The sequence below is a fragment of the Bradyrhizobium sp. HKCCYLRH1030 genome (assembly GCF_051168395.1).
Taxonomy (GTDB): domain Bacteria; phylum Pseudomonadota; class Alphaproteobacteria; order Rhizobiales; family Xanthobacteraceae; genus Bradyrhizobium.
This window is the reverse complement of the sequence record NZ_JBNPUY010000014.1, coordinates 66,821-91,736: the sequence shown is the minus strand read 5'-3', so window position 1 is coordinate 91,736 and position 24,916 is coordinate 66,821. Positions and strand designations below refer to the sequence as shown.

The window sequence follows — 24,916 nt, the reverse complement described above, 5'->3', positions numbered from 1 at the left end:
AACCACTGATCGCGGCGAGCCGGATCGCGTTCGGCCTCCTCGCGACAGCTCAATGCCGCAGTCATGCACGCCGATCTTCTGTCCATGAATCATGGTCCGACACATCAACTTAAACGGCACTTATATATAATATCGCGACTTCAGATTGCGATCAATTCGATGCTGCCTAGCCGCTACGCTTCCGCATGACGCATCGGCAATGAATGATGCGCGTGACAGGCGGCGACCGCGGCATGGCCGAATGCCACCGCGATCTGATGCAGGTCGGTGACGACGTCGCCGATGCCATAGAGTCCCGCGACGCCGCAGCGCTGCTTGGCATCGACCTCGAGAAAGCCATCGGATGTATGCCGCGCGCCGAGCTTGATGGCGAGCTCGGAGCGAACATCGGCGCCCATCGCAGGATACACGATCTCGAACCGTTCGCTGCTGCCGTCGACGAATGACGCCTCGATCGCACCGTCTTGGCGCTGCAACGCATGAAGTTGTGGCGTCACCCGAACGCCGGCGGCGGCGAGCTCCTGCCGCTTCGCCGCATCCTGCTCATCATCGATCGGGATCAAGGTGACGTCCGAACTGTAGACGCGCATGAACAGCGCCTTGCCAGCGGCGTGACCGAGCGCGCCCACGATGGCGATCTTGTGGTCGATGGTTTCAAAGCCGTCGCAGACCGGACAATAGCGCAGCTCGCCGTCACGGACCGCCGCTCTCCAATCGGCGAGCGACGTCTGCTTGTCGACGATACCCGTCGCGAGGATGACGCGCTGTGCCGCGACCGCACCGCGCTCGTGAGTCGCGACCAGATCTCCGTCATGCGTCTCGAGAGCGCTCACCGTCCTCCGGACGATAGGAACGTGAAGTTCCTCGACCTGCCGCTGCATTCGTGCGAGCAGCTCGCTTCCGGGCATGCCGTTCGGGAACCCCGGCAGGTTGTGGCTCCGCGGAATCAGCGCCGCCCGCGATGCGCCGCCATCGACGACCACGACCCCACGCCGGAACCGGGCCAGGTAAATCGCGGCCATCAGTCCAGCTGGCCCGCCGCCTATGACGAGGACTTCGGTGCGCATTGCCGCCCTGCTCCAGTCCTGGCTCAAGCTGCATCGGAGCAGAAAGTTCTCGCGCGGAAAACATTTCGGCAAACGTGTCGATGAAATCGACCCGGAACTCTCTGGAACACAAGTGGAACTTTTGCCACTGAGGGACGTTAACCTATGTCACTGCCGCGGCGGAAAAGCCGTGCAAACTTGGCAGCGAGGGGATTTGTTGCGAGGGCGCGTGGATGCGATTTGTAAATTCGACTGATGAAAGCTTGATGGCGTACTACGAAAGTGTCCGAAAGCAGGTGGCCGCCGACAGCCGGATCGGGGGCCCCTACCGTTTGATCGGCGATCGGGCCAAGCAGTATGCGCAGGAGCTCCAGGCCGAGATGCGGCGGCGGCAGTTGCGCTTCACGCCGATCGATTGGCCGAACTGATTGGGCAAGGGATCGTGGGGCTCACCTCAGCGCTCAAGTTGAAGTATTGCGTTCGACCAGACAGCGCGGCGGTCGTTATTGCGCCCTCTCCCCTTGTGGGAGGCAAGTAGGACAGAGTTTGCGGACGGGCTTGCGATGCCCTCTCCCACAAGGGGAGAGGGCGCTGTATTCTGCAGTGTCACCGCAAAGCCGCGCGAAGCGGGGTCGTCATCATTCCCACGACCAGCTCGAGAAATCATTCTCGAACTGCGGCACGTCCTTCCAGACACCCTTGAGCTTCTTGTTGATGATTGTGATCCACTGCGGCTGGAACAGGAAGCCCGCAGCGGCATCGGTCGCCAGCATGCGCTGGGCATCGCCGAGCAGCTTGGCGCGCTCGGTCTCGTTCGGCGTATCGACAATCGACTGGTAGAGCTTGTCGAAGGCCTCGGACTGATAGCCGAAGTAGTAATTCTTGTCGGTGAACTTCACGAGATCGAACGGCTCGACATGCGAGACGATGGTCAGGTCGAAATCATGCGGTCCGTTGAAGACCTGTGACAGCCACGCCGCCCATTCGAGATTCTCGATCTTGGCGACGATGCCGACCTTGGCCAATTGAGCCGCGAGCACCTCGCCGCCCTGGCGGGCATAGGCCGGCGGCGGCAGCCGCAGCGACAGTTGCAGCGGCGTGGTCACGCCGGCTTCGGCGAGCAGCTTCTTGGCCTTCTCCGGGTCGTAGGGATTGATGTCGGTGGTGTCGACATAGCCGAGCGAGCCCGGCACGTAGAAGCTGCCGATCGGCGTACCCAGGCCGTCGACGGCGCCTTCGACCATCGCCTTGCGATCGATCGCAGCAAGGATCGCGCGGCGGACGCGGACGTCGTCGAGCGGCTTCTTCTTGTTGTTGATGGTGACGATCGTCTTCGCCTTTGAGCCGCCGATCAGCACGGTGAAGCGCGGGTCGGACTTGAACTGCGCGATGGTGCGCGCCGTGGTGCCGCGCGGGAAGGCATCGACGTCACCCGACAACAGCGCAGCGACCTGCGCTGCCGGATCGGAGATGAAGCGGATCGTCACCTTGGACAGCTTCACGGCTGCGGCGTTGCGATAGTCGGGCCATTTGTTCAAGGTCAGGGACGAGCCCTTGGCCCAGCTCCCCAGCGTGTACGGTCCAGTACCGACCGGCTGCGTCGCGTTGGTCGGCGCGCTCTTCGGCTCGACGATCGAGGCGGTGGCCTGTCCGAGCAGGAACGGCAGGTTGGGCTCAGAATATTTCAGCTTGACGACGATGGTCTCCGCGTCGGGAGCCGTCACGGACTCCATCGCCTGGAACAGCGCCTTGTCCTTGTTGGTGCTGTTGGCGGCGCCGGCGCGCTCGAACGAGAACTTCACCGCGGCGGAATCGAACGCCTCGCCGTTCTGGAATTTCACGCCCTTGGCGAGCTTGAACGTGTAGCTCTTCAGATCGGACGAGGCCTGCCAGCTCGAGGCCAGCAGCGGCGAGACCGAGCCGTCCTCGTTGATCTTGGTCAGCGTCTCATAGACGTTGTAGAGCGTCACCTCGGCGATGGCCGCCGCGGCCGCGCTGGTCGGATCGAGCCCCGGCGGCTCCAAGGTCATGCCGACAACGACGCTATCCTTCTTGCTCTGCGCGAGAGCCGGCGCGACGGCCGCAACGAGCGCGGCCATGGCGATGATCGATAGTTTCTTGAACATTGTTTGTTTCTCCCTGAGGAAGCCAAATTACGCGTCAAAGCGGCTTCGAGACAAGTGGCTGCAGTTCCGTTGCGACGAGCGCCGGCAGCGCCATTACGCTTTCCGCCCGATGGCAGGCAGCGGAATGCTGTCCGGTGAGCGCTCGCAACGCGGGGGCCGTCGCGCGGCACCGGGCATCGGCGAGCGGACAACGGGGCGCGTAGGCGCATCCGGCCGCGCCGAGGGATTGCGAAGCGATCGCAACGCTCTCGCGACGGCGCCGGACCGCGCCGGCCTGGGCCCGCGGCACGGCGTCGAGGAGCGCCCGCGTGTAGGGATGCGCGCAACTTCCGAACAAGTCCTCCGGCCGCCCGCGCTCGACGATGCGGCCGAGATACATCACCGCAACCTCGTCGCAGAGATAGTCGACGACCGCGAGATCATGACTGATCAGCACGTAGCTCAGGCCGAACTGCTCCTGCAGATCCTGCATCAGGTTGAGAACCTGCGCCTGCACGGAGACATCCAGCGCCGACACCGGCTCGTCGGCGACGATCAGCTTCGGCTGGGTGATCAGGGCCCGCGCGATCGCGATGCGCTGGCGCTGCCCCCCGGAAAATTCATGCGGATATTTGTCCATGTCGGCATCGCGCAATCCGACCTGCCGCAGCACGCTCGCGACGCGCCTGCGGAGAGAATCGCGATCCGAGTGTTCGAGAGCGGTCAGCGGCTCGGCGACGATGCGCGCAATGGTCTGGCGCGGATCGAGTGATCCGTACGGATCCTGAAATACCATCTGGAAATCGCGGCGCGCCCGCCGCAGCTCATCCACCGGGAGGCGGTTGAGATCGCGGCCCACCATCAGCACCGATCCCGCTGACGGCCGCTCCAGCGCCATGATCAGCCGCGCCAGGGTCGACTTGCCAGAGCCGGACTCGCCGACGATGCCGAGGCTCTTGCCCGCCTTCAACGACAGCGACACGCCGTTCAGCGCGAGCACCTCGCCGGGCGGCCGCAGCAGACTCTCTCGCGGCAGCGTGTAGCGCTGTACGAGATCCCTGACCTCGAGCAGCGGCGTCTCTGCAACTCCTTGCGCGGCGGTGCTCAAGCGACCACTCCCGCCGGATCACACGCGAGCGCGACGCCGGTCCGGATGCACCGGACGCCGTGCCCGGCGCCGATCTCGATCGACGGCGGCAGCGCCGTGCGACAGGCGTCGATCGCCAGCCCGCAGCGATCTGCGAACGGACAACCGGCCGGCAGATCGGCGAGCTCCGGCACGGTACCGGCGATGGTCGCAAGGCGCGTGCCCTTGCGGGCCCCGAGCCGCGGCCGCGCGCGGAACAGGCCCTGCGTGTAGGGATGCCCCATGCGCGAGAACACGGCGTCCGTGGTGCCGCTCTCGACCACCGTGCCGCCATACATCACGATCATGCGCTGGACGTTCTCGGCGATGACGCCAAGATCATGCGAGATCAAGATCATCGCCATGCCGCGCTCGGCGACCAGATCGGCGATGAGATCGAGGATCTGGCGCTGGATGGTGACGTCGAGCGCAGTGGTCGGCTCGTCGGCGATCAGCACGTCGGGCTTGCAGGCGAGCGCCATCGCGATGGTGATGCGCTGGCGCTGGCCGCCGGAGAACTGGTGCGGATAGGCGCCGTAGCGTCGGGCGGGATCCGGCAGACCGACGCGGTCGAGGAGCGCGATCGCCTGTCGTTTCGCCTCGGTCGCCGTGCAGCCGATATGCCGCAGCAGCGGTTCGGCCACCTGATGACCGATCGTATGCATCGGGTTGAGCGCGGTCATCGGCTCCTGAAAGATCATGCTGATGCGGTTGCCGCGCAGCTTGCAGTACTCGGCATCACCGAGACCGACCAGCTCGCGGCCATCGAGCGTGATGCTGCCGCTGACGACGGCGCTGTCAGGCAGAAGGCCAAGCAGAGCGAGCGCCGTGATCGACTTGCCGCAACCGGACTCGCCGACGATGCCGAGCGTCTCGCCGCGCCGGAGCGTGAAGGAGACCTCGCGCACGGCTTGCGCCGAGCCGCGGCTGGTATTGAGGCGGATGCCGAGACCCGACACATCGAGCAGAGGCTGATCGCCTACCGTCATCGCTGCCTCGCCAGCCGTGGGTCGAGCAGATCGCGCAGGCCGTCGCCGAGCAGGTTGAGGCCGAGCACCGCGAGCGCGATGGCGGCACCGGGATACACGGCGAGGCTCGGCGACTGGAACAACAGGGTCTGCGCATCGTTCAGCATGCGTCCCCAGGACGGCTGCGGCGGCTGCGTGCCGAGGCCCAGATAGGACAGCGCCGCTTCCGCCAGGATCGCCAGCGCGAACTGGATCGTCGCCTGCACGATCAGAATCGACAAGATGTTCGGCAGCACGTGCTCGATGGTGATGCGGAAGCGGCCCTTGCCGGCGGCGCGCGCAGCCAGGATGAACTCGCGCGCCCAGACCGCACCGGCCGAGCCGCGGGTGACGCGCACGAACACCGGGATCTGGAAGATGCCGATCGCGGTGATCGACGTGACCATGCCCGGCCCGATCACGGCCGCCAGCATGATCGCCGACAGTACCGCAGGAAAAGCGAAGGTGAAGTCGCTGAAGCGCATGATCAGTTCCTCGGTCCAGCCGCGCTGCGCAGCTGCGATCAGGCCAAGGCAGACGCCGCAGGTGAGACCGATGCCGACGGCGATGATGCCGACCAGAATGGTCGCGCGCGCACCCACCAGCAATAGCGAGACGATGTCGCGGCCGAGCACGTCGGTGCCCAGCCAATGCGCTGCTGATGGCGGCCGCAATTTGGACGCGACATCGATCTCATAGGCCGACCATGGCGTCCAGAGCAGCGACAGCAGCGCGGCGCCGAGCACCAGCAGACAGAGCAGCGCGCCGATCGTGAAGCTGCGATGGCGCAGCGCGCGGCGCCAGAACGCGTTGGACGCAGGCGCAGCGCCCGTTTGAACGACCACGGCGGAACTCACAGCTCGTGCACCTTGATGCGCGGATCGATCACCGCATACAGGACATCGACCACGAAGTTGACGATGATCACCATGGCCGCCAGCAGCATCACGCAGTTGCGCACCACGATCAGGTCGCGATTGGCGATCGACTGGAAGATGAGGCGCCCCAGGCCCGGGAGATAGAACACGTTCTCGATCACGATGGTACCGGCGAGCAGGTTGGCGAATTGCAGCCCCATCACGGTGAGCACCGGGATCATGGCGTTGCGCAGCACGTGCTGCCACAGCACCTCGCGCTTCGTCAGGCCCTTGGCGCGCGCGGTGCGGACGAAATCCTCGCGCAGAACGTCGAGCACGGCCGAGCGCGTCACCCGCGCCAGGATCGCGGCCTGCACCACTGCCAGCGCCACAGCCGGCAACAGCAGCGCCCGCAGACCCGGCCAGATGCCGTCCTCCCAGCCGGGAAAGCCGCCGGCCGACAGCCATTGCAGCTTCACCGCAAACAGGAGGATCAGCAGGATCGCGAACCAGAAGTTCGGCAAGGCGATGCCGATCTGGGTCAGCGACATGACGCCGACATCGCCGAGACGGTTGTGATTGGCGGCCGTGTAGATGCCGGCCGTGAGCGCCAGCACGGTCGTGAGCCCCATGGCCAGGATCGCGAGCGGAATGGTCATCGCCAGCCGCTCGCGGATCAGTTCGGCCACCGGCGTGCCATAGGCGTAGCTGTTGCCGAGATCGCTGCTCAGCAGGCCGCCGATCCAGTGCAGGTAACGCAACGCCAGCGGCTGATCCAGCCCGAGCTTGACCGTCAGCGCCCTGACCGCATCCGGCGAGGCATCCGCGCCCATCAGCATCTGGGCGGCATTGCCCGGCAGCGCGTCGAGCACCAGAAATATGATCAGCGACGCGCCGACGAGGGTCGCCAGCAAGGTCAGGAAGCGCCGCAGCAGAAAAACGCTCATTCGCGCCGGGACTCCAGTTTTCGGCGGCCGCACGTTCCACAGCTTTCGGCTCCGATGCAAGCCCGTTGCCTTCATGATTGCCATTGCCGGGCGGAGGCACCTTCACACACCGCATCCGCCGGGGTATCGCCGGCTTGATCCCGGTCAACGGCGGAGCGCCGGCGACCGCCATCATGCGGCTGATCGCAACAACGCAAGGGCCCATCTCGATCATGACCATCCGTCCGAGCTTTCTCTGGGGCGCCTCGACCTCGGCCTTCCAGATCGAGGGCGCGGCGCACCTCGACGGCCGCGCCGACAGCATCTGGGATGTCTATCTGCGCGCCCCCGGCCGGGTGAGCCACAACGACACCGCCGAGACCGCCTGCGATCACTATCATCGCTACGCGGAGGACGTGGCGCTGATGCGCGATCTCGGCCTCAATGCCTATCGGTTCTCGATCGCCTGGCCGCGGCTGCTACCGCAAGGCCGCGGCGCGGCCAACGAAGCCGGCCTCGCCTTCTACGATCGCCTCATCGACGCCCTGCTTGCCGCTGAGATAGAGCCGTGGCTCTGTCTCTACCACTGGGACCTGCCGCAGGCGCTGGAGGCGCTCGGCGGCTGGCAGAACCGCGACATCGTCGGCTGGTTCGCCGACTATGCCGCGCTGGTCGCGCGGCGCTATGGCGACCGGGTCAAGCGCTTCGCCACCTTCAACGAGCCCTGCGTGTTCACGCTGTTCGGCTACGGCCTCGGCTGGCACGCGCCGGGGATCGCCGACGGAGCGGCCCTGCACAAGGCCATTCATCACGTCAATCTCAGCCATGGCCGCGCCGTCGACGTGCTGCGCAGGGACGTAGCCGGCGCCTCGATCGGCGCCATCCACAATCGGCAGCCCTGCTACCCTGCGAGCGACAGTGCGGAGGACGCCGCGGCCGCCTTGCGGCTCGCCGCCTATTGGAACGATGCCTTCCCGTTTCCGCAGGCCTTTGCCTGCTACCCGCCGGAGCTCCAGGACGCCGTCGCGCCCTATATCGCACCCGGCGACATGGCGCAGATCGCCCGCCCCGTCGACTGGTTCGGGCTCAATCACTATTCGCCGCATTACATCAAGGCGGGCAGCAACCTGATGGGCGCCAGCTTCGGAGCGCCTCCCGCGGCAGTGCCGCGCAGCGCAATCGGCTGGCCCGTCGTGCCCGAGGCGTTCCGCGATACGCTCCTGGACATCCACAGCCGGTTCCGGCTTCCGATCTACGTGCTGGAGAACGGAACGGCGGCCAATGACACCGTCGATGCATCCGGCTGCATCCAGGACGACGGCAGGATCGGCTATCTCAAGGCCTATACGACCGCGATGGAACAGGCGATCGCGGCGGGCGCCGACGTGCGCGGCTATTTCGTCTGGTCGCTCCTGGATAATTTTGAATGGGGAGCGGGCTATTCGCAGCGCTTCGGCATTGTCTATGTCGATCGCGCCACCCAGCGCCGCATTCCCAAGGCGTCGGCGCGGTGGTATTCGAACATGATTGCCGCTCACCGGGTATCCGACGATCCCGCCGGGCGGCACAACCGGGCGGAAGAGTGAGGATGAGCGAACGCGTTCTTCTGGGCGACATCGGCGGCACCAATGCGCGGTTCGCGCTGCTTGACGGCCACGTCATCGGCGAGGTCGCGCATCTCAAGGTCGCCGACTTCCCGACCATCACGGACGCGATCACCGACTTCCTGTTGCGACACGCCGCCGGCGGCCCGCCCACCGCGGCCGTGCTCGACATCGCCGGCCCGATCGAGCGCAATCGCGGCATGCTCACCAACTCGACCTGGGTGATCGACGGCGCCGAGCTGGCGGAGCGGTTCAAGCTGCGCTCGGCCAAGCTCCTGAACGATTTCGAGGCGGTCGGCTGGTCGCTGCCGGCGCTGCATCCCGACGACCTGTTTCCGCTTGGCGGAAGCGCCGCGGTCGACGGCGCGCCGATGCTGGTGATCGGCCCCGGTACCGGCTTCGGCGCCGCGTGCTATCTCCCGGCAGAAGGCCGTCCCACGGTTGCCGTGACCGAGGCCGGCCATGCCACGCTGCCGGCGACGACGGCGCGCGAGGCCGCCGTGCTCGCCAAGATGCGCGAGCGCTTCGGCCATGTCTCGATCGAGCGTGCGCTGTCGGGCATGGGCCTTGCGAACGTCTATCAGGCCATTGCCGCGGTCGACGGGGTCACGGTGCCGCCGCGCGATGCCGCAGCGATCACTCACGCCGCGCTGGACCGCAGTTGCGCCACCAGCCGCGCGACTCTCGACATGTTCTGCGCCTGGCTCGGCGCCGTCGCCGGCAACCTCGCGCTCACCTTCTGCGCCCGCGGCGGCGTCTACATCGCCGGCGGCATCCCGCCGCGGTTTCCGGACTACTTTGCCAGATCCGATTTCCGCCGGCAGTTCGAGGGCAAGGGGCGCTATGACAGCTATCTGCGTCCGATCCCGGTTCATCTCGTTATCAAGCCCGACATCAGCTTCCTCGGTCTCAAATCGTTCTTCGAGGCCGGCATCACCGCGAGCGGCGGCTCCCCGACCCACTGAGATCGAATGAGCGACATCGTCACGATCACGCCGAACCCGGCCGTCGACATCTCGACGACCGTCGAGAAAATCGTGCCGGTGGCCAAGCTGCGCGGCACGACGCAACAGCGAGATCCCGGTGGTGGCGGCATCAACGTCGCCCGTGTCATCGCCCGCCTCGGCGGCGACGTCACCGCGCTCTATCCGGTCGGCGGTCCGACCGGCCTGCTGCTGAAGCAGCTCGTCGAGAAGGAAGGCGTCGCCAGCCGCACCTGGGCGACGGCCGAGGACACGCGCGAGGACTTCTTCGTCCAGGAGCGCGTCAGCGGCCAGCCCTATCGCTTCATCCTGCCGGGTCCGACGCTGACCGAGGCCGAATGGCAGGCCGGCCTTGCCTTGCTCGCAGCCCAGGATCCGTTTCCCCGCTTCGTCGTCGGCAGCGGCAGCCTGCCGCGCGGCGTGCCGACCGACTTCTATGCGCGCGTTGCTACGCTTGCACGGTCACGCGGCGCACAATTCGTGCTCGACACCTCGGGGCCAGCTTTGGCCGCGGCGGTAGCCGGCGGCATCGACCTGATGAAGCCGTCGCTGCACGAGATGCAAGAGCTGGTCGGCGGCGCGCTGCCCGATGCCACGGCGTGGGAGAAAGCCGCCCACGCGCTGGTCGCGAGCGGCAAGGCCGGCACCGTCGCGCTGACCATGGGTCATCTCGGCGCCCTGCTGGTCACCCGCGACCGCGTGCTGCGCGCTCAGCCGCTGACGATGGTGCCGGTCAATGCGGTCGGCGCCGGTGACAGTTTTCTCGGCGCATTGGTCGCGAAGCTCGCCGCGGGCGAGTTGCTGGACAACGCGTTTCGCTTTGCGGTCGCCGCAGGTGCCGCGGCGCTGCTGCGCACCGGCACCGCGCTGTCCGATCCCGCCGACGTCAGCCGTCTGCAGGCTGACGTGCGGCTCGAGACGGCGTGACATCGCTCGCCGCATCACCGTTGAGCCGATCGAGCGAGAGCAGCAACCCGCCGACGCGCTCCAGCGACGACATCCACTCGGCGAGGCGGTTGAAATTGTCCACCATCCAATTGAACGACCCCTGCACCAGCGTGAACGCAGCGGCTGCCTGGGTGAGTTCGCCCAGGGTCATCTGATCGCCGAGGAACTTCGGCGCGCACAGCACGAGGCCGATGATCGGCGCGAGCAGCGTATTCAGATGAGACACCAGGGTGTTGCGCATCAGCTGCCAGCACAGCCGCTTCCATTGCTGGATCGTGCGGTCGAGCGCCATCCACAGCCCGGCAACGACGCTGCGTTCTTCCTGCTTGGGCGCGATGCCTTCGCCGATGTCGCGCAAGTGATGGGCTGCGGTGATCAGCTCCGACTCGGCCTGGTTCTTGGTCTGGATGACGCGCGTGAGTGGCGAACCGACCCACAGCATGGCCCCGGTCACCAGCCCGGAATAGATGACGACGCTGACCACCAGGTAGCCTGGAATCCACAATTGGTGCCCGGCCACGGCAAAGCCGATGGATCCGCCGACCTGCCACAGCACCTGGACGAACACGACCGCCGTCAGCAGCGAGGAGATCACACTGACCACGAAGTCGATCGGCGCATCGGTGGCGATGCGGACGTCCTCGGCAATGCGATACTCCGGAATCTTCAGATCGCCCTGCACGGTCGCGAGCCGCGCATAGCGGTCGTTCTCGACCCAGTAGTTGATCACCTTGGCGCTCAACCATTGCCGCCAGTTGCGTTGCATCACCATGCGGCCCCACACCGAGACGATCGCCAGCACGACGCTCGCCAGACAAAGCGGAATGAGCAGAACGGCCTGCTGCCGCAGCCGCGTCGGATCGCGGCCCTCCAATGCGTCGAAGAAATCCCTGTTCCAGTAATTGAACCGAAACTGCACGTAGAGCTGAAGCACCACGAGGACGATCAGGGCGACGCAGAGCAGCCAGACCCGCCATGCCGTCGATCCGAGCCAGAATTGCCGCGCCGTGAGCCAGAACCGCGACCATTCGCGATTGCCGTCCTCGTTCTCGTCGTCGGAGATCATTGGTGATCCGGATGGGTACGATTGATGGGTCTTAACAAACATCCTCGCCTATGGTGGAACCGTTGTCATCCCGCGATTTAAGGGGCTCGCGGAGCGCCTTGCTTGATCTTGCGCAAGGCAGTCGCCGCCCGCCGCGACAAACTGAAGTTCGCGCTGCGATGCGGGAGATCACCGATGACGGCACCCGGCTACATCCGCTGGTTCAAGGACCTTCGTATCGAGGACGTGCCCGGCGTCGGCGGCAAGACGGCCTCGCTCGGAGAGCTGTATTCGGCGCTGGCGTCGCAAGGCGTGCGCGTACCCAACGGCTTCGCACTGACGGCCGCCGCCTATCGCGACGCCTTGCGCGCGACCGGCGCCGACGACGCGCTGCGCAAGCTGCTCGCCGGCCTCGACAAGCGCCGCATCGCCGATCTCGCCAAACGCGCGGCGAAGGCGCGCGCGATCGTGTTCGCGGCGACCGACCGTGACGATCTACGCCACGAGGTCGCAGAGGCTTACAAGCAGCTGGAGCAGGAGTATGGCCGCGGCGTCGCGGTTGCCGTGCGCAGCTCGGCCACCGCCGAGGACCTGCCGAATGCGAGCTTCGCAGGCCAGCACGAGAGCTTTCTCAACATTCGCGGCGCCAAGGACCTGTTCGAGGCGTGCCGCCGCTGCTTCGCCTCGCTCTATACGGACCGCGCGATCTCCTACCGCATCGACAACGGCTTCGACCACGACAAGGTCGCGCTGTCGGTGGCCGTGATGAAGATGGTACGCTCGGACCGCGCCGCGAGCGGCGTGATGTTCTCGTTGGACACCGAGAGCGGCTTTCGCGACGTCGCCTTCATCACCGGGGTCTACGGCCTCGGCGAGACCATCGTGCAGGGCACGGTCGATCCGGACGAGTTCTACGTCCACAAGCCGACCTTCGCGGCCGGCTTCCGCAGCGTGCTGTCGCGCCGGCTCGGCGCCAAGGACAAGCGGATGGTCTATGCCAAAGCCAGCGCAAAGGCCGGCGCGCGCAGCCGTGGCCCGACGACGCGCACCGAGGCGACGCCGCCGGCTGACAGGGCGAAATTCTGCATCAGCGATGCCGACGTGCTGGAGCTCGCGCAGGCCACCATCGTAGTCGAGGAGCACTACTCGCAGAAGGCCGGCAGGCCGACGCCGATGGACATCGAATGGGCCAAGGACGGTCGCGACGGTGCGCTCTACATCATCCAGGCGCGGCCGGAGACGGTGGCCTCGCAGCGGCGGCCCGAGGCGATCGAGACCTACGTTCTGAAGAAGACCGGCAGAACGCTGGCAACCGGCCGCGCCGTGGGCGAAAAGATCGCCACCGGCAAGATCCGCTTGATCCGCACTCCCAAGGATCTGAACGCGTTCCGCCCCGGCGAGGTGCTGGTCGCCGCGTCGACCAGTCCGGACTGGGAGCCGGTGATGAAGACCGCGGCGGCGATCGTCACCGATCATGGCGGCCGCACCTGCCATGCCGCGATCGTCGCTCGCGAGCTCGGCGTGCCGGCCGTGGTCGGCACGGAGGATTTCAGCAAGCGCGCGAAGACCGGAACGACGGTCACTGTCTGCTGCGCGGAGGGCGACGCCGGCCATGTCTACGACGGCGCACTGCCGTTCGATGTCGAGCGCCTGGCGATCGACAGATTGGAGAAGCCGCGCACCGAGATCATGGTCAATCTCGGCAATCCCGAACTGGCCTTCAAGACCGCGCTGCTGCCGAACGATGGCGTCGGCCTCGCCCGCATGGAGTTCATCATCAACCAGGCGATCGGCATCCACCCGATGGCGCTGGCGACGCCCGCAAAGGTGACCGCGGCAAAGGACCGCGCGACGATCAAGCGCCTGACCGCGCGCTACAAGAAGCCCGCCGACTTCTTCGTCGAGCGGCTGTCGGAAGGCGTCGGCACCATCGCCGCGGCATTCCACCCGCGGCCGGTGATCGTGCGCCTCTCGGACTTCAAGACCAACGAATATGCCAGCCTGATCGGCGGCTCCGATTTCGAGCCGAAGGAAGAGAACCCCATGCTCGGCTTCCGCGGCGCCTCGCGCTATGCGCATCCCGCCTACGCCGCCGGTTTCGCGCTGGAATGCGCGGCGATGAAGCGCGTGCGCGACACGATGGGGCTCTCCAATCTGAAGATCATGATCCCGTTCTGCCGCCGGGTCGAGGAGGCACGCAAGGTGATCGCGGCGATGGCCGGGCATGGCCTCGTCAGAGGCGAAAACGGGCTCGAAATCTACATGATGTGCGAGATCCCGAACAACGTGATCCTGATCGATGAGTTCGCCAAACATTTCGACGGCTTCTCGATCGGCTCCAACGATCTCACCCAGCTCACGCTCGGCGTCGACCGCGACTCCGACATCGTCGCGTTCGATTTCGACGAGCGCGATCCCGGCCTGCTGGCGATGCTGCGGATGGCGGTGGAGGGCGCGCACCGCAACCATCGCCATGTCGGCATCTGCGGCGAGGCGCCGGCAAACTATCCGGAAGTCGCGCGCTATCTGGCCGAACTCGGCATCGATTCGATCAGCGTCAATCCGGCGAGCATCGTGCGCACCATGGAGATCGTCCGTACCGCTGAGCGGGAGCTCGCGACCCACACGCCGCAAGCGCTGGCAAGCTGATCATGGCCGAAATTCAGGAGCTGCTCTTGAAGAAGTCCAGCACGGTCGAAGCGCCGCCGACGACGTCGCCGCCGCCATACAGGCTTGCCAGGAACGTGCCGCGATGGCTGGCGCCGGTGACCGCGATGCCTTGCGCAAAGCGGCCGTCGGCCGCCAGCGGCATCTTGACGAGGCTCGGCGGTAGCGCCTCGTCGAGAAGACCGTAATAGAACCGCATCGGGGCGTCATAGTCCCAATAGGTCGAGCTATTGCCGGCCAGACGACGGAGGAAGCGGCTGTTGGTCTCGTGGGTGAAGCGCTCGAAGAAGCCGTCGACCAGCAGGTCCGAGGGCTGCGGCACCGACTTGCTGAACGCCTCGTCCATGCTGTAGTCGGCCCAGTATTTCTCGGCCAGCGCGAGGTGCTGCGGCTTGATCGCAGTCTTGAACAGGTCGCCGAGCCGGTAATACTGGCGATAGCTGCCCAGGAGGACGATGACGCAGGGCGTTATCCAGATCGGCTGCTTCGGATAGGTGCTGTCGGTCGACGCGCTGCCCGATTGGGCCGACACCCAATAGCGCATCGAATCCGCAAGATTGTTGAACGGACTCTGCGTGGCGCTCGCCGCCACCGCGACGCGCCGCCGCTGCAATTCCTGGCGCAGCCATTGCGTGTTCAAGGCACCCTGCGACCAGCCGTTCAGGAACAGCCCGGACTTTCGCAGGCGGAGATGATCGAGCGCGAGCAGACCCGCGCTCAGCACGTCCAGGCAGCACTGCACGGTCGCGTCCTTCACCGCATAGGCCTCGCCTCGCCCCTGGCGATACGGTCCCTTGCCGAGATAGTCGGCCGCGATCAACGCAAAGCCGTTGCCGACAAGGCGCTGGACGTTGAACAGCGTCTCGATCGAATCGACATTGTCGCGCGGCTCGTAGTTCGGATCGGCCAGCTTGACGAGATTGGACGGGACCTGGTCGAACGACAGGATGGTGCCGTGCTGCCACGACACGACCGGCAGTGCGCCCTTGTGATCGGCGGGCAGCGCGAGCAGGCCGCTGACCTTGACGCGCTCACCGGTGCCGGGAATGCGCGTGTAGGTCGTCAGCCGACGCAGTTCGACGTCGACCCGCGCCCCGTGCTTGTCGGCCGAGAATGGCGGCAAGATATTGTGCTCGTTGAAGACGGCGTGGAGCTTCGCTGCGAGCGCATCGAGCCGATCCTTGCTGACGCGCACCGGCTGGCCGAGGCTTGCGCCGTCACCTGGCTGCGCGACAGCCGGGCCGGCGGAGAACGACAATGCCGCAGCGCCGAAGCCAAGGCCGGCTGAGGCCAGCAGCCTTCGGCGGGATGGCCGGCCGGCCGAGGCTGCAGAGCTGAGCTCCGGCCCGGTCGGCTTGGACTTCGGCGGAGCCAACGCCTCTTCGGATCCCGTGACCAGGGTCTCCAGGCCGATCATTCGCCGCTTCATCACGTCCCTCCGAGCCGCCTACAGCCGAGGGTAGTTCACAAAGCCTAGCACTTGCTAAATGGTGCAGCAATTGGAGCCGGATGTTTCGACGGTCGCCTGCACCGTCGAGCCTCGAGTGGTCGCGTCGCGGCTCGCCTCCACACGTCAGATGCCGCCATGCGAATGATTTGCGATGGCGTTCTGGGGTACACACCAAGAAGAGATCGCGAGGAAGAGATGATGGCCTACCGCGCGGCCTCGAAACCTCCGAGCACTGCGGTCAGGTTCTGCCCAAGAATGTCCGAGAGATAGCCGCCCTCCTGCACGAACACCGTGGGAAGGCCGAGCCGCGCGATCGCGCCGCCGATGCGACGGAAACCCGGCGTCGTCACGGAGAGCCCCTTGAGCGGATCGTGCTCGGAGGCATCGAGACCGAGCGCCACCACGAGCGCGCCGGGCGCGAACGCATGAATCGTCTTGGCCGCGGTCTCGAACGCCTTGAGATAGGTGTCGTCGCCGCTCTTCAGCGGCAGCGGAATGTTGAGGTTGGCGCCAAGCCCCGCGCCTGCGCCGCGCTCATGCGCATAGCCCCAGACGAACGGGTAGTAATGCGTGGGGTCGGCGTGGATCGAGATGGTGAGCACGTCGGGCCGCTCGTAGAAGATGCCCTGCGTGCCGTTGCCGTGATGGACGTCGACGTCGAGGATGGCGACGCGCTCGTAGCGCTGACGCAGATGCGCGGCCGCGATGGCGGAGTTGTTCAAGAAGCAGAAGCCCGAGGCCATGTCTCGATAGGCATGGTGGCCCGGCGGCCGGCACAGCGCGTACACCGCATCCTCGCCATCGAGCAGCAGTTGCGCCGCGGTCGCAGCCACGTCGGTCGCGGCGCAGGCGCCTTCCCACGTGCCCGGCCCGATCGGCGCCGAGGTATCGGTCGTGTGCCAGCCCAGCCGCCCGACGATGTGCGTCGGATAGGTGGCGGCATTGCGAACGGGATGGATGTTCGGGATCATCTCCGCACCGGCATCGCCGAGCGCGGCCCAAGCGTCCCAAGCCTCTTCCAGGAAACTGAGGTATTCCGGACTGTGCACGCGCGCGCGAGCTTCCTGGCCGAAATGAAGCGGCGCGACCACCTCGTGATGGCCGGCCTTCAATCCCGCAAGCAGACGATCCGCCCGCTCGGGCTGCTCGGTGGTGCGCTTGACGACGCCGCGCACCAGATAGAATTGCGGATCATGGCTGCGATGCAGCTCGGTGTAGACGGCCTTCACGCGCAGTGGCTCCTGTTCGCTTGCACCGACGATTGTGCACGCAGTCGCAGCCGATACAAGCACAGATGGTTCGCACGTCCGTTGGTCCGTGCCCGCAGCTTCCAACCGGCGGAACGGAACGCTGCGCCTCGCATCTTGCCGGCAGCGGGTTCGCCGGGATCCGGGCGATCTGGCGCGAAGCGCGGTGGACGTGAGGAGAGATCCGCATGCTGGCGATTGCCGCGACGGCCGTCGGAATGCGCGACGAAATCTGCAAAACCTCGACGTGCAAGCCTGATCGGCTCATGCGTCGCACGCCGCGGCTGCTCACGAAAGAGCGCCTTTGTCCGGCATGGAGACCCCGGGATTGATCCAAAATTTGGATCGATCGATACAGGCTTCGGTTTGGACCCCGGCCCTCCCTCTCCTCTAGGACAGTCATCGAGGAACGTGACAAGAGAGGTGGAGCGCATGAGCGCAATCGTAACCACGGCCGAATTGCGCCGATCGCGCGTGCGGCTATTCATCGTGACCATGCTGTTCCTGGTCACGACCGTGAACTACGCCGACCGGGCGACCTTGTCGATCGCAGGACCTTCGCTGTCCAAGGAGCTGCATCTCGATCCCGTCGCGATGGGCTATGTGTTCTCCGCCTTCGGCTGGTCCTATGTGCTCGCGCAGGTGCCGGGCGGCTGGCTGCTCGACCGCTTCGGTTCGCGCTGGGTCTATGCCTGCAGCATCGTGATCTGGTCGATCTTCACCATGATGCAGGGCTGGATCGGCTTCTTCTCCGGCGCCGCCGCGGTCACCGCGCTGTTCGCGCTGCGCTTCCTGGTCGGTCTCGCCGAAGCGCCGAGCTTCCCGGCCAATGCCCGCATCGTCGCCGCCTGGTTTCCGAGCAACGAGCGCGGCACGGCGTCGGCGTTCTTCAACTCGGGCCAGTATTTCGCGACCGTGATCTTCGCACCGCTGATGGGCTGGATCGCGCATGAATTCGGCTGGCGCCACGTCTTCACCGTGATGGGCGCGCTCGGCATTCTCATGGGCCTAATGTGGATCAGGACCATGTACGGACCGAAGGAGCACGCGAGCGTCAACCAGGCCGAGCTCGACTACATCAAGGACGGCGGCGCGCTGGTCGACATGGAAGGCGCGAAAGACGCCAAGGCCAGCTCCGGTGGTCCGACCTGGTCGCATATCGGGCAGTTGCTGTCGAACCGCATGATGCTCGGCGTCTATATCGGCCAGTACTGCATCAACACGCTGACCTATTTCTTCCTGACCTGGTTCCCGGTCTATCTCGTCAAGGAGCGCGGCCTCTCGATCCTACAGGCCGGCTTCGTCGCCACCCTGCCGGCGCTGTGCGGCTTCATCGGCGGCGTGCTCGGCGGTTTCATCTCCGACGCCATCCTGCGCAAGACGGGATCGCTGACACTCGCCCGCAAGATCCCGATTGTCGGCGGCATGCTGCTGTCGATGGCGATCATCGGCTGCAACTATGTCGACGGCCAGGCGCTGGTGGTCGGCCTGATGGCGCTGGCGTTCTTCGGCAAGGGCATCGGCGCGCTCGGCTGGGCGGTCGTCTCCGACACCTCGCCGAAGGAAGCCGGCGGCGTCTCCGGCGGCCTGTTCAACACCTTCGGCAACCTCTCCAGCATCACGACGCCGATCGTGATCGGCTACATCCTGTCGGCCACCGGCTCCTTCAACGGCGCGCTGGTGTTCGTCGGCCTCAACGCCCTGGTCGCGGCGTGTGCCTACTTGCTGATCGTCGGCAAGATCCAGCGCGTCCAGCTCCGAACCTCCTGAGCACCACGATTAGCGTCGCGTGGTCTCGACTCCAACGGCGGCCCCCCGGCCGCCGTTTTTTTGTCGGCGCCTCGCCGCCATTCCAGGGCGACGCGCGACAGCCATCAGAAGCAACCCGGACCCGTGGAAACGGACACGGTCTCACCATCTCAACCCGCCGATCAGCGGACAGACATGTCGAGCCCAGCAAAAAGGGAACGCGGGGAACATTGATAGCAGGGGTCCGCGACATCGCTAGACCCACTATTTCGGAAGCCCTGTTTTCTTATCGGCGGGTAGCCCACCGGCTTCCTGGGCTTCCGCCTGGACGCGGTCAGCAATCTGCAACATGCCGGCAAGAACGGGCTGCGCGTCGTCTCGCAACGTCGTCCATCCGTGGTCAGTCAATTTGAGATGGGTCGACATGCACACTGAGCACATCCGAGTTCACCTCGACAGAAGGACACGGCAGTACCTACCCCGAGACGCAGGAGGCACCGGGGGCGCCGTGCAAGAAGCCGTTGGCGAATGGAACGTCCGGATAGATCTCGCGCAAGCGGTCCCTGGCGGCCTCAGCCTCCATGCGGCCCGCCAGGACCGCCCGGAATTGCTCGGACACCGCGACCATGTCGCAGGCCTGAGGTGACAGCCGCAGCGATCTCACGCCGCTCTGCGTCAGACGATCGAGATCGCCGAGCAGGTTGCAGCAACCATGCGACAACGTCTGCACGCCATTCATGGTGAGGAACGCTTCATCGTCCAGCGTCGTCACGACGAGGCCGTCCGGATCCTGCTCGCACACGAAGCGGCAATTGTCCTTGGCTAGCTTGTGCAGGCGGGCGTGGTAGCAGCGCGCGGAGATCGCGAGCGGCACACGGCCGAAGGCGAACACTTCGATCGCCACCTGCGGCACGGCGCCGGCGATCGCGGCAACCGAGGACAGCGGCAGCTCCGGCGGGAGGCAGATCCGGGTAGCGCCCTGGGCGGCATGAAACGCGGCGCTGGCCTCGTTGTAGATGTTGACGAATGGCCCGATGGCATGCGGCCGACCGGCGATCGATTTGAGGCAGGTGAGGTCGTTGACCTCCACCAGACCGTGGCCAAACTCGGCGAGGCTTGCCGTCTGCCGGCGCTCGCGTCGCAACGACACCAGGACCAGCGAACCCAGCAGCACCTGCTTGCCGGCAGCCATAAGCCGCTCGATGACTTCAGGCAAATAGGGTTCGAAGAACGGCGCGCGCTTCGAGCAGACGACCTCGCCGACCACAACGCGGTCGAGCGGGGCCTCGTCGGCCATGCGAAAGTAGAAATCACGCCAGCGCTCGGGCTGCCAATTGTAGAGCACGGGCCCCAGTGTGAGCTGCATTCGGCCTGCGCTTTGTTCCGCCATTGTCATGTCGTCCTAGCGCCAGGTCTTGCGGTAGGCGCCCTGCGTGGTGGCCTGCCCTTCGGTGAACGCCGTGAGGTCGGACGCGTCGGCGGACCGGCCGGTATCGAGCGCTGCCAGCACGCTGCGGAAATGCCGCACGACCCCGTCGACATAGGCGCGGCCGCGCTGGCGGCCCTCGATCTTGAGCGCGGTGACGCCGGCTTCGCGCAAGCCTGCGAGCAGGGTCGTGGCATCGAGGCTGACCGGATCCTCAAAGAGGTAGCCAGAGCCCTGTGCGGTCGAGAAACGCCCCTTGCACAGCGTTGGATAGCCGGCAGGTTCGTTGCGTCCGAATCGGTTGATTGTGAAAGCGCCAAGCCGCGAGGTCGTGCCCAGTATCGTCTCCTGATAGACGACATGACTGGCCGGCGAGCACACCCCCTGCATGTTCGGCGACTTGCCGGTGGCGTAGGAGGACAGCGAGCAGCGTCCCTCGGCCATCACGCATAGTCCGCCAAACACGAACACTTCGGTCTCGCATGCCGTCTCACGGGTGATCTCGGCGATCTCGGGTACGCTCAGCACGCGCGGCAGCACCACGCGGCGGGCGCCGAAATTCTCGACATAGAACGCGATCGCGTCGACATTCGCCGCCGCCGCCTGCACCGAGACATGCAGTCGCTGTTCGGGATGGCGCCGCGCGGCATAGTGCATCAGCCCGACATCGGCAAGGATCAGCGCATCGGCCCCGGCCTCGACGGCATCGTCGACCGCGCGACGCCACAGCTCGACGGCGCCGGCGCGCGGGAAGGTGTTGATCGCAACCAGCACCTTGGCGCCGCGCCGATGCGCGAACGTTACTCCTTCGCACATCTGCTCGCGGCTGAAATTCAGCCCGGGAAAGTTGCGGGCATTGGTCTCGTCGGCGAAACCGCAATAGACGGCATCGGCGCCGGCTTCGACCGCGCTCTTCAGCGCTGCCGGCGTCCCTGCCGGACAGATCAGCTCCATCGTCGCATCCCGCTTTCGTTCGTCGTTGATCTCAGCAGCGAGTCACGCGCGGCCGCCAGCAGGCGTTGCGCGGGCACGCCGAACGGACCCGAAAGCGCCGCGATCTCGCCGACCAGATCCAGACCGGCATCATCGATCGCGTTGCGCAGCGCCAGCACCGCCTCGATATCGCCTTCGATCACGAGCTGACGCGAAAACATCAGCGCATCGCCGTCGAGCCGGCCCTCGACCAGCGCCAGCAGGCTCACGATCGACGCGGAGATGGAGGCATCGAGGCCGGTGGGCAGCTCGCGCACCGCCGCGAGTTGCGGCTGCTGTGGACCCGCCTGAATCACGAATGCGAACGGCAGATCGGTCGGCTTGATGCCAAAGCGCTTTCCGCGATGCGACCCGAGCCGGTCGAGCAGATGCGGATGCCGGCGCAAGAGCCCACGCAGGAAAGCGCCGAGCGCGATCTGCAGGGGCAGCAACGGCAACGGACGCAGCACCTGCCTGAGCAGTGGCGGCAACAGGGGCAGTGAGGTCGAAGACGCGTCCTGAAGAGAGCTCATGGCACAAGCTCTGGCCGGATCGGCGGCGGAAGTATTTGACCCGGAACAAAGATCACACTGATTGTTCCAGCTACGAGGCGTTTTTTGAACGGAGCCTATCGTTGCGACGTGATGTCCCTCGCTTCCGCGAGCTGTCGGATTTCCTGCGCTTTCTCGACGAGCGGGGACAGCTGCGACGCATTCGCGACAACGTCTCGGTCGTCCACGAGATCACCGAGATCCATCGCCGCGTCATCTCCGCCGAAGGGCCCGTGCTGCTGTTCGAACGGCCGATCAAGGCATGCGGATCGCTCTCGGCAATGCCGCTCGTCACCAATCTTTTCGGCACCGTGGAGCGGGTGGCCTGGGGCATGGGCGTGCAGCCGGAACGATTGGCGGAGCTCGGCGAGATGATGGCGGAGTTGCGCGCCCCGCAGCCGCCGCGCGACATCAGGGAAGCGCTGCAGAAGCTGCCGCTGGCACGCGCAGCACTGTCGACCCGGCCGAGGCTGCGATCAGCCGCGCCGGTGCATGAACGTGTCACGATGGGCGATGACATCGACCTGACCACCTTGCCGGCCCAGATCTGCTGGCCGGGCGAGCCGGCGCCGCTGTTGACGTGGCCGCTCGTCATCACCGTGCCGCCGGACGCGTCCGCCGGCGAGCAGGAAAATGTCGGCGTCTACCGCATGCAGGTGCTCGGCCGCGATCGCGCCATCATGCGCTGGCTCGCCCATCGCGGCGGCGCCCGCCACCACCAGCAGTGGCAGGCGCAGGGGCGCGACATGCCGATTGCGATCGTGATCGGGGCCGATCCCGCCACCATCCTCAGCGCCGTGTTGCCATTGCCCGAAACTATCTCCGAGCTGCGCTTCGCTGGCATCCTGCGCGGCGACCGTCCCGAGCTGGTCGAATGCCTGACCGTGCCCCTGACGGTGCCGGCGGCCGCCGAGATCGTGATCGAGGGCATCGTGTCGGCCACGGAGACCGCGCCGGAGGGGCCCTATGGCGATCACACCGGCTACTACAACGCCGTCGAGAGCTTTCCGGTGCTTCAGGTCACCGCGATCACCACGCGTCGAAGTCCGCTCTATCTGTCGACGTTCACGGGACGCGCGCCGGACGAGCCGTCTCGAATTGGCGAGGCGCTGAACACGCTGTTCGTCCCCTTGATCCGACGACAATTCCCGGAGGTCGTCGACTGCTATCTGCCGCCGGAGGCCTGCTCGTACAGGATCGCCGTGGTGGCGATCAAGAAGCGCTATCCGGGCCAGGCCCGCCGCATCATGCTCGGCCTTTGGTCGATGCTGCCGCAGTTCAGCTATACCAAGCTCCTCATCGTGGTCGACCAAGACATCGACGTCCGCGACTGGCGCGCGGTGATGTGGGCAGTCGCGACGCGCAGCGACTCCTCGCGCGACCTCGTGCCGCTTGCCGACACGCCGATCGACTATCTCGACTTCGCCTCGCCAAAATCCGGCCTCGGCGGGAAGCTCGGCATCGACGCCACAACCAAGCTCGGGGCCGAGACCGAACGCGCCTGGGGCGAGGTGCTGGCGATGGACCCTGCTGTAGCCGCGCGCATCGACGCGATGTGGCCGAGCCTCGGCCTCGGCGACGCCATAGCCGACCGAACGGCCTCGACATGAACGGGCGGCATCACGTCATCGTCGGCATCAGCGGCGCCTCTGGCGCCGCGATCGGTGCGCGCATCGTCGAACGGCTCGCGGAGCAGCCGCAATGCGCGGTCCATCTCGTGGTGTCCGACGCTGCCGTGCGCACCTTGCACGAAGAGGTCGGCCAGGGCGGCCTCGCGCGGCTGCGCGATCTGGCGGCGCATGCTCATGATGTCGCCGACATCGGTGCGAGCATCGCCAGCGGCTCGTTTTCTGCAGCCGGCATGATCGTGGCGCCCTGCTCGATCCGCACCCTCTCGGCGATCGCCTGGGGCCAGCTCGACAACCTGCTGGTCCGCGCCGCCGACGTTCAACTCAAGGAGCGCCGCCGGCTGATACTCCTGGTGCGGGAGAGCCCGCTGCATCTCGGTCATCTCCGAGCGATGACGCAGGCCACCGAGATCGGCGCGATCATCGCGCCGCCAATGCCGGCGTTCTACCTGAAGCCCCAGTCGCTCGATGACGTCATCGAGCAGATCGCCTGTCGCGCGATCAACCTGCTCGGCGTCCCCGGGCTCCACGCCAACGCGCGGGAGTGGCTTCCAGACCGGGCGACCGAAGCAGGCAATCTTGTTGAGATGACGAAGCAAGACAGACGATAGGATTTGGAGACAGAACACGACAGACGCACTCGGGCGATGGGCCGAAGGCGTCCACGACGGTTGACGTGTTCTTCGACGAGCGGGAGTAACGACGCCGCCTCTCCGGCCGAGCCGCTGCCAGCTTTTCGCTTTCGTTCGGTCAATTGACGTTGTCGAAACCCAGCGCAGCACGAACGGCCGGATCAATTCTGGATGGGGTCCACGGCGGATCGAATGTCATCGTCACGTCCACGGCTTCGACGCCCGCAATCTCCGCAATGCTGCTTGCGACCCCTTCCTTGAGAAAACCTGTTGCGGGGCACCCGGGCGTTGTGGCCGTCATCGTGACATGCACGACGCCATCCGTCGCCGTGATCTCATAGATGAAGCCGAGATCGACCACGTTTTCCCCCAGTTCCGGATCGATGACCACGCGCATTGCGTCGCGGATGCGGTCGATGACATCGCGGCTCATAGCGGAGCCCTCACCGACAGTTCGTAGGTCGATCCATCCGCCGTAAACCCGCCGAGCCAGCGAAAGCCGCGCTTCTCAAGTTCAGGGAACAGGAAGACCGGCTCGCGGCCCAGAAGTGCCGACAAGGTCTCTCCAGGGCCCAGCTCCTCCGCGGCCGCGAGGATGCGCACCATCGGCTCGGGTGGGTCGAGCTCTCGGTTGTCGAGCGTGACTACGGGATCTGGCCATTGCTCGAAGGCGAGGCCGGCACCAGCGTCTTCCTGACCGGCGTCCTCGGCAGCCAGCGGCGAAAACAGCACTTCCCAATCGCCATCGTCGAGCGGTCGATCGGTGTGGGCGAAGCCCTTTCTTGCCATGACGGAGAGCAGCGGAACCGGCCTGAAGCTCGCGATCAGCCGCACACCCTGGCCTGGCGCCAGCCGGTCGACCGCGTCCATGATGATGGAGAACGGTTCGCCTCCGGCCCTGAGAATCGGTCGGACGTCGACGTCAATGTACCCGGTCATGGCTCTCC

The 24,916-nt window shown here is 65.9% G+C and carries 23 protein-coding genes; 9 read left to right on the top strand and 14 right to left on the bottom strand.

Annotation, left to right across the window (positions count from 1 at the left end):
- Nucleotides 1-173: 173 nt before the first annotated feature.
- On the bottom strand, nucleotides 174-1,067 hold the full coding sequence (locus ACQR1E_RS30670; protein ID WP_315714268.1) for an NAD(P)/FAD-dependent oxidoreductase: 894 nt from the start codon (nucleotides 1,065-1,067) through the stop codon (nucleotides 174-176).
- On the opposite strand from ACQR1E_RS30670, the gene ACQR1E_RS30665 reads away from it, so the two are divergent.
- Nucleotides 1,060-1,302, top strand: a complete 243-nt coding sequence (locus ACQR1E_RS30665; protein ID WP_315714267.1) for a hypothetical protein — start codon at nucleotides 1,060-1,062, stop codon at nucleotides 1,300-1,302. The two genes, ACQR1E_RS30670 and ACQR1E_RS30665, sit on opposite strands and share 8 nt — an antisense overlap.
- Nucleotides 1,303-1,312: 10 nt before the next feature.
- Nucleotides 1,313-1,474 carry a hypothetical protein gene (locus ACQR1E_RS30660; RefSeq protein WP_315714266.1) on the top strand — a complete coding sequence of 54 codons (162 nt, stop codon included), beginning with the start codon at nucleotides 1,313-1,315 and terminating at the stop codon, nucleotides 1,472-1,474.
- 210 nt (nucleotides 1,475-1,684) lie between these two features.
- Here ACQR1E_RS30660 and ACQR1E_RS30655 read toward each other — a convergent pair whose 3' ends face one another.
- The 5 genes from ACQR1E_RS30655 to ACQR1E_RS30635 are packed head-to-tail and all read right to left on the bottom strand — an operon-like array spanning nucleotide 1,685 to nucleotide 7,088.
- Nucleotides 1,685-3,172, bottom strand: coding sequence for an ABC transporter substrate-binding protein (locus ACQR1E_RS30655; protein WP_315714265.1), 1,488 nt, complete (start codon nucleotides 3,170-3,172; stop codon nucleotides 1,685-1,687).
- A 34-nt stretch (nucleotides 3,173-3,206) separates the two neighbouring features.
- Nucleotides 3,207-4,259: an ABC transporter ATP-binding protein gene (locus ACQR1E_RS30650; protein ID WP_315714264.1), complete on the bottom strand. Its 1,053-nt coding sequence runs from the start codon at nucleotides 4,257-4,259 to the stop codon at nucleotides 3,207-3,209.
- Nucleotides 4,256-5,266 carry an ABC transporter ATP-binding protein gene (locus ACQR1E_RS30645; protein ID WP_316194278.1) on the bottom strand — a complete coding sequence of 337 codons (1,011 nt, stop codon included), beginning with the start codon at nucleotides 5,264-5,266 and terminating at the stop codon, nucleotides 4,256-4,258. The genes ACQR1E_RS30650 and ACQR1E_RS30645 overlap by 4 nt, the downstream gene beginning before the upstream one ends.
- Entirely contained in the window at nucleotides 5,263-6,129 is an 867-nt protein-coding gene (locus ACQR1E_RS30640; protein WP_316191975.1) for an ABC transporter permease, read from the bottom strand. The genes ACQR1E_RS30645 and ACQR1E_RS30640 overlap by 4 nt, the downstream gene beginning before the upstream one ends.
- 8 nt (nucleotides 6,130-6,137) lie before the next feature.
- Nucleotides 6,138-7,088, bottom strand: coding sequence for an ABC transporter permease (locus ACQR1E_RS30635; RefSeq protein WP_316194277.1), 951 nt, complete (start codon nucleotides 7,086-7,088; stop codon nucleotides 6,138-6,140).
- A 212-nt stretch (nucleotides 7,089-7,300) separates the two neighbouring features.
- Here ACQR1E_RS30635 and ACQR1E_RS30630 point away from each other — a divergent pair, with 212 nt between their 5' ends.
- From ACQR1E_RS30630 to ACQR1E_RS30620, 3 genes are read left to right on the top strand one after another with little or no spacing between them, the layout of a single operon-like run.
- A complete protein-coding gene (locus tag ACQR1E_RS30630; RefSeq protein ID WP_315714391.1) occupies nucleotides 7,301-8,653 on the top strand; it encodes a GH1 family beta-glucosidase in 1,353 nt (450 codons plus the stop codon).
- Between the two features lie 2 nt (nucleotides 8,654-8,655).
- A complete protein-coding gene (glk, locus tag ACQR1E_RS30625) occupies nucleotides 8,656-9,636 on the top strand; it encodes a glucokinase (protein ID WP_316191976.1) in 981 nt (326 codons plus the stop codon).
- A gap of 6 nt (nucleotides 9,637-9,642) precedes the next feature.
- Nucleotides 9,643-10,581, top strand: a complete 939-nt coding sequence (locus tag ACQR1E_RS30620; protein ID WP_316194276.1) for a 1-phosphofructokinase family hexose kinase — start codon at nucleotides 9,643-9,645, stop codon at nucleotides 10,579-10,581.
- On the opposite strand, the gene ACQR1E_RS30615 is transcribed toward ACQR1E_RS30620, so the two are convergent.
- Nucleotides 10,541-11,668, bottom strand: a complete 1,128-nt coding sequence (locus ACQR1E_RS30615; RefSeq protein WP_316194275.1) for an SbmA/BacA-like family transporter — start codon at nucleotides 11,666-11,668, stop codon at nucleotides 10,541-10,543. The two genes, ACQR1E_RS30620 and ACQR1E_RS30615, sit on opposite strands and share 41 nt — an antisense overlap.
- Before the next feature lie 174 nt (nucleotides 11,669-11,842).
- Between ACQR1E_RS30615 and ppsA the strand changes: the two genes are divergently transcribed.
- Nucleotides 11,843-14,296, top strand: coding sequence for a phosphoenolpyruvate synthase (ppsA, locus tag ACQR1E_RS30610; RefSeq protein WP_315714257.1), 2,454 nt, complete (start codon nucleotides 11,843-11,845; stop codon nucleotides 14,294-14,296).
- Nucleotides 14,297-14,309: 13 nt separating this feature from the next.
- Here the strand turns inward: ppsA and ACQR1E_RS30605 are convergent, their stop codons facing one another.
- Both ACQR1E_RS30605 and ACQR1E_RS30600 read right to left on the bottom strand, forming a co-directional pair.
- Nucleotides 14,310-15,743, bottom strand: a complete 1,434-nt coding sequence (locus tag ACQR1E_RS30605) for a lysophospholipase (protein WP_315714256.1) — start codon at nucleotides 15,741-15,743, stop codon at nucleotides 14,310-14,312.
- A gap of 224 nt (nucleotides 15,744-15,967) precedes the next feature.
- The gene (locus ACQR1E_RS30600; protein WP_315714255.1) at nucleotides 15,968-16,993 is read right to left on the bottom strand and encodes a histone deacetylase family protein; all 1,026 of its coding nucleotides are present in this window, start codon (nucleotides 16,991-16,993) and stop codon (nucleotides 15,968-15,970) included.
- A 450-nt stretch (nucleotides 16,994-17,443) separates the two neighbouring features.
- On the opposite strand from ACQR1E_RS30600, the gene ACQR1E_RS30595 reads away from it, so the two are divergent.
- Nucleotides 17,444-18,781, top strand: a complete 1,338-nt coding sequence (locus tag ACQR1E_RS30595; RefSeq protein ID WP_315714254.1) for an MFS transporter — start codon at nucleotides 17,444-17,446, stop codon at nucleotides 18,779-18,781.
- Between the two features lie 454 nt (nucleotides 18,782-19,235).
- On the opposite strand, the gene ubiV is transcribed toward ACQR1E_RS30595, so the two are convergent.
- Genes ubiV through ubiT form a run of 3 tightly spaced genes read right to left on the bottom strand, consistent with a single transcriptional unit; the run spans nucleotide 19,236 to nucleotide 21,691 of the window.
- A complete protein-coding gene (ubiV, locus tag ACQR1E_RS30590) occupies nucleotides 19,236-20,126 on the bottom strand; it encodes a ubiquinone anaerobic biosynthesis protein UbiV (RefSeq protein ID WP_434897954.1) in 891 nt (296 codons plus the stop codon).
- Nucleotides 20,127-20,162: 36 nt separating this feature from the next.
- On the bottom strand, nucleotides 20,163-21,140 hold the full coding sequence (gene ubiU, locus ACQR1E_RS30585) for a ubiquinone anaerobic biosynthesis protein UbiU (protein WP_434897953.1): 978 nt from the start codon (nucleotides 21,138-21,140) through the stop codon (nucleotides 20,163-20,165).
- On the bottom strand, nucleotides 21,131-21,691 hold the full coding sequence (ubiT, locus tag ACQR1E_RS30580; protein ID WP_315750150.1) for a ubiquinone anaerobic biosynthesis accessory factor UbiT: 561 nt from the start codon (nucleotides 21,689-21,691) through the stop codon (nucleotides 21,131-21,133). The genes ubiU and ubiT overlap by 10 nt, the downstream gene beginning before the upstream one ends.
- A gap of 101 nt (nucleotides 21,692-21,792) precedes the next feature.
- Between ubiT and ACQR1E_RS30575 the strand changes: the two genes are divergently transcribed.
- Nucleotides 21,793-23,319: a UbiD family decarboxylase gene (locus ACQR1E_RS30575; protein ID WP_434897952.1), complete on the top strand. Its 1,527-nt coding sequence runs from the start codon at nucleotides 21,793-21,795 to the stop codon at nucleotides 23,317-23,319.
- Nucleotides 23,316-23,948 (top strand): UbiX family flavin prenyltransferase, encoded by a 633-nt coding sequence (locus ACQR1E_RS30570; protein WP_434897951.1) that lies wholly within the window; start codon nucleotides 23,316-23,318, stop codon nucleotides 23,946-23,948. The genes ACQR1E_RS30575 and ACQR1E_RS30570 overlap by 4 nt, the downstream gene beginning before the upstream one ends.
- A gap of 139 nt (nucleotides 23,949-24,087) precedes the next feature.
- Here the strand turns inward: ACQR1E_RS30570 and ACQR1E_RS30565 are convergent, their stop codons facing one another.
- The gene (locus ACQR1E_RS30565; RefSeq protein WP_315750147.1) at nucleotides 24,088-24,402 is read right to left on the bottom strand and encodes a metal-sulfur cluster assembly factor; all 315 of its coding nucleotides are present in this window, start codon (nucleotides 24,400-24,402) and stop codon (nucleotides 24,088-24,090) included.
- Nucleotides 24,399-24,908, bottom strand: coding sequence for a DUF2249 domain-containing protein (locus ACQR1E_RS30560; RefSeq protein WP_434897950.1), 510 nt, complete (start codon nucleotides 24,906-24,908; stop codon nucleotides 24,399-24,401). The genes ACQR1E_RS30565 and ACQR1E_RS30560 overlap by 4 nt, the downstream gene beginning before the upstream one ends.
- Nucleotides 24,909-24,916: the final 8 nt, after the last annotated feature.

Coding starts and splice junctions, on each gene's coding strand:
- ACQR1E_RS30670 (WP_315714268.1), bottom strand. CDS start 1,067: ATGCGCACCGAAGTCCTCGTCATAGGCGGCGGGCCAGCTGGACTGATG.
- ACQR1E_RS30660 (WP_315714266.1), top strand. CDS start 1,313: ATGGCGTACTACGAAAGTGTCCGAAAGCAGGTGGCCGCCGACAGCCGG.
- ACQR1E_RS30655 (WP_315714265.1), bottom strand. CDS start 3,172: ATGTTCAAGAAACTATCGATCATCGCCATGGCCGCGCTCGTTGCGGCC.
- ACQR1E_RS30645 (WP_316194278.1), bottom strand. CDS start 5,266: ATGACGGTAGGCGATCAGCCTCTGCTCGATGTGTCGGGTCTCGGCATC.
- ACQR1E_RS30635 (WP_316194277.1), bottom strand. CDS start 7,088: ATGAGCGTTTTTCTGCTGCGGCGCTTCCTGACCTTGCTGGCGACCCTC.
- ACQR1E_RS30630 (WP_315714391.1), top strand. CDS start 7,301: ATGACCATCCGTCCGAGCTTTCTCTGGGGCGCCTCGACCTCGGCCTTC.
- glk (WP_316191976.1), top strand. CDS start 8,656: ATGAGCGAACGCGTTCTTCTGGGCGACATCGGCGGCACCAATGCGCGG.
- ACQR1E_RS30620 (WP_316194276.1), top strand. CDS start 9,643: ATGAGCGACATCGTCACGATCACGCCGAACCCGGCCGTCGACATCTCG.
- ACQR1E_RS30615 (WP_316194275.1), bottom strand. CDS start 11,668: ATGATCTCCGACGACGAGAACGAGGACGGCAATCGCGAATGGTCGCGG.
- ppsA (WP_315714257.1), top strand. CDS start 11,843: ATGACGGCACCCGGCTACATCCGCTGGTTCAAGGACCTTCGTATCGAG.
- ACQR1E_RS30605 (WP_315714256.1), bottom strand. CDS start 15,743: ATGAAGCGGCGAATGATCGGCCTGGAGACCCTGGTCACGGGATCCGAA.
- ACQR1E_RS30595 (WP_315714254.1), top strand. CDS start 17,444: ATGAGCGCAATCGTAACCACGGCCGAATTGCGCCGATCGCGCGTGCGG.
- ubiV (WP_434897954.1), bottom strand. CDS start 20,126: ATGCAGCTCACACTGGGGCCCGTGCTCTACAATTGGCAGCCCGAGCGC.
- ubiU (WP_434897953.1), bottom strand. CDS start 21,140: ATGGAGCTGATCTGTCCGGCAGGGACGCCGGCAGCGCTGAAGAGCGCG.
- ubiT (WP_315750150.1), bottom strand. CDS start 21,691: ATGAGCTCTCTTCAGGACGCGTCTTCGACCTCACTGCCCCTGTTGCCG.
- ACQR1E_RS30570 (WP_434897951.1), top strand. CDS start 23,316: ATGAACGGGCGGCATCACGTCATCGTCGGCATCAGCGGCGCCTCTGGC.
- ACQR1E_RS30565 (WP_315750147.1), bottom strand. CDS start 24,402: ATGAGCCGCGATGTCATCGACCGCATCCGCGACGCAATGCGCGTGGTC.
- ACQR1E_RS30560 (WP_434897950.1), bottom strand. CDS start 24,908: ATGACCGGGTACATTGACGTCGACGTCCGACCGATTCTCAGGGCCGGA.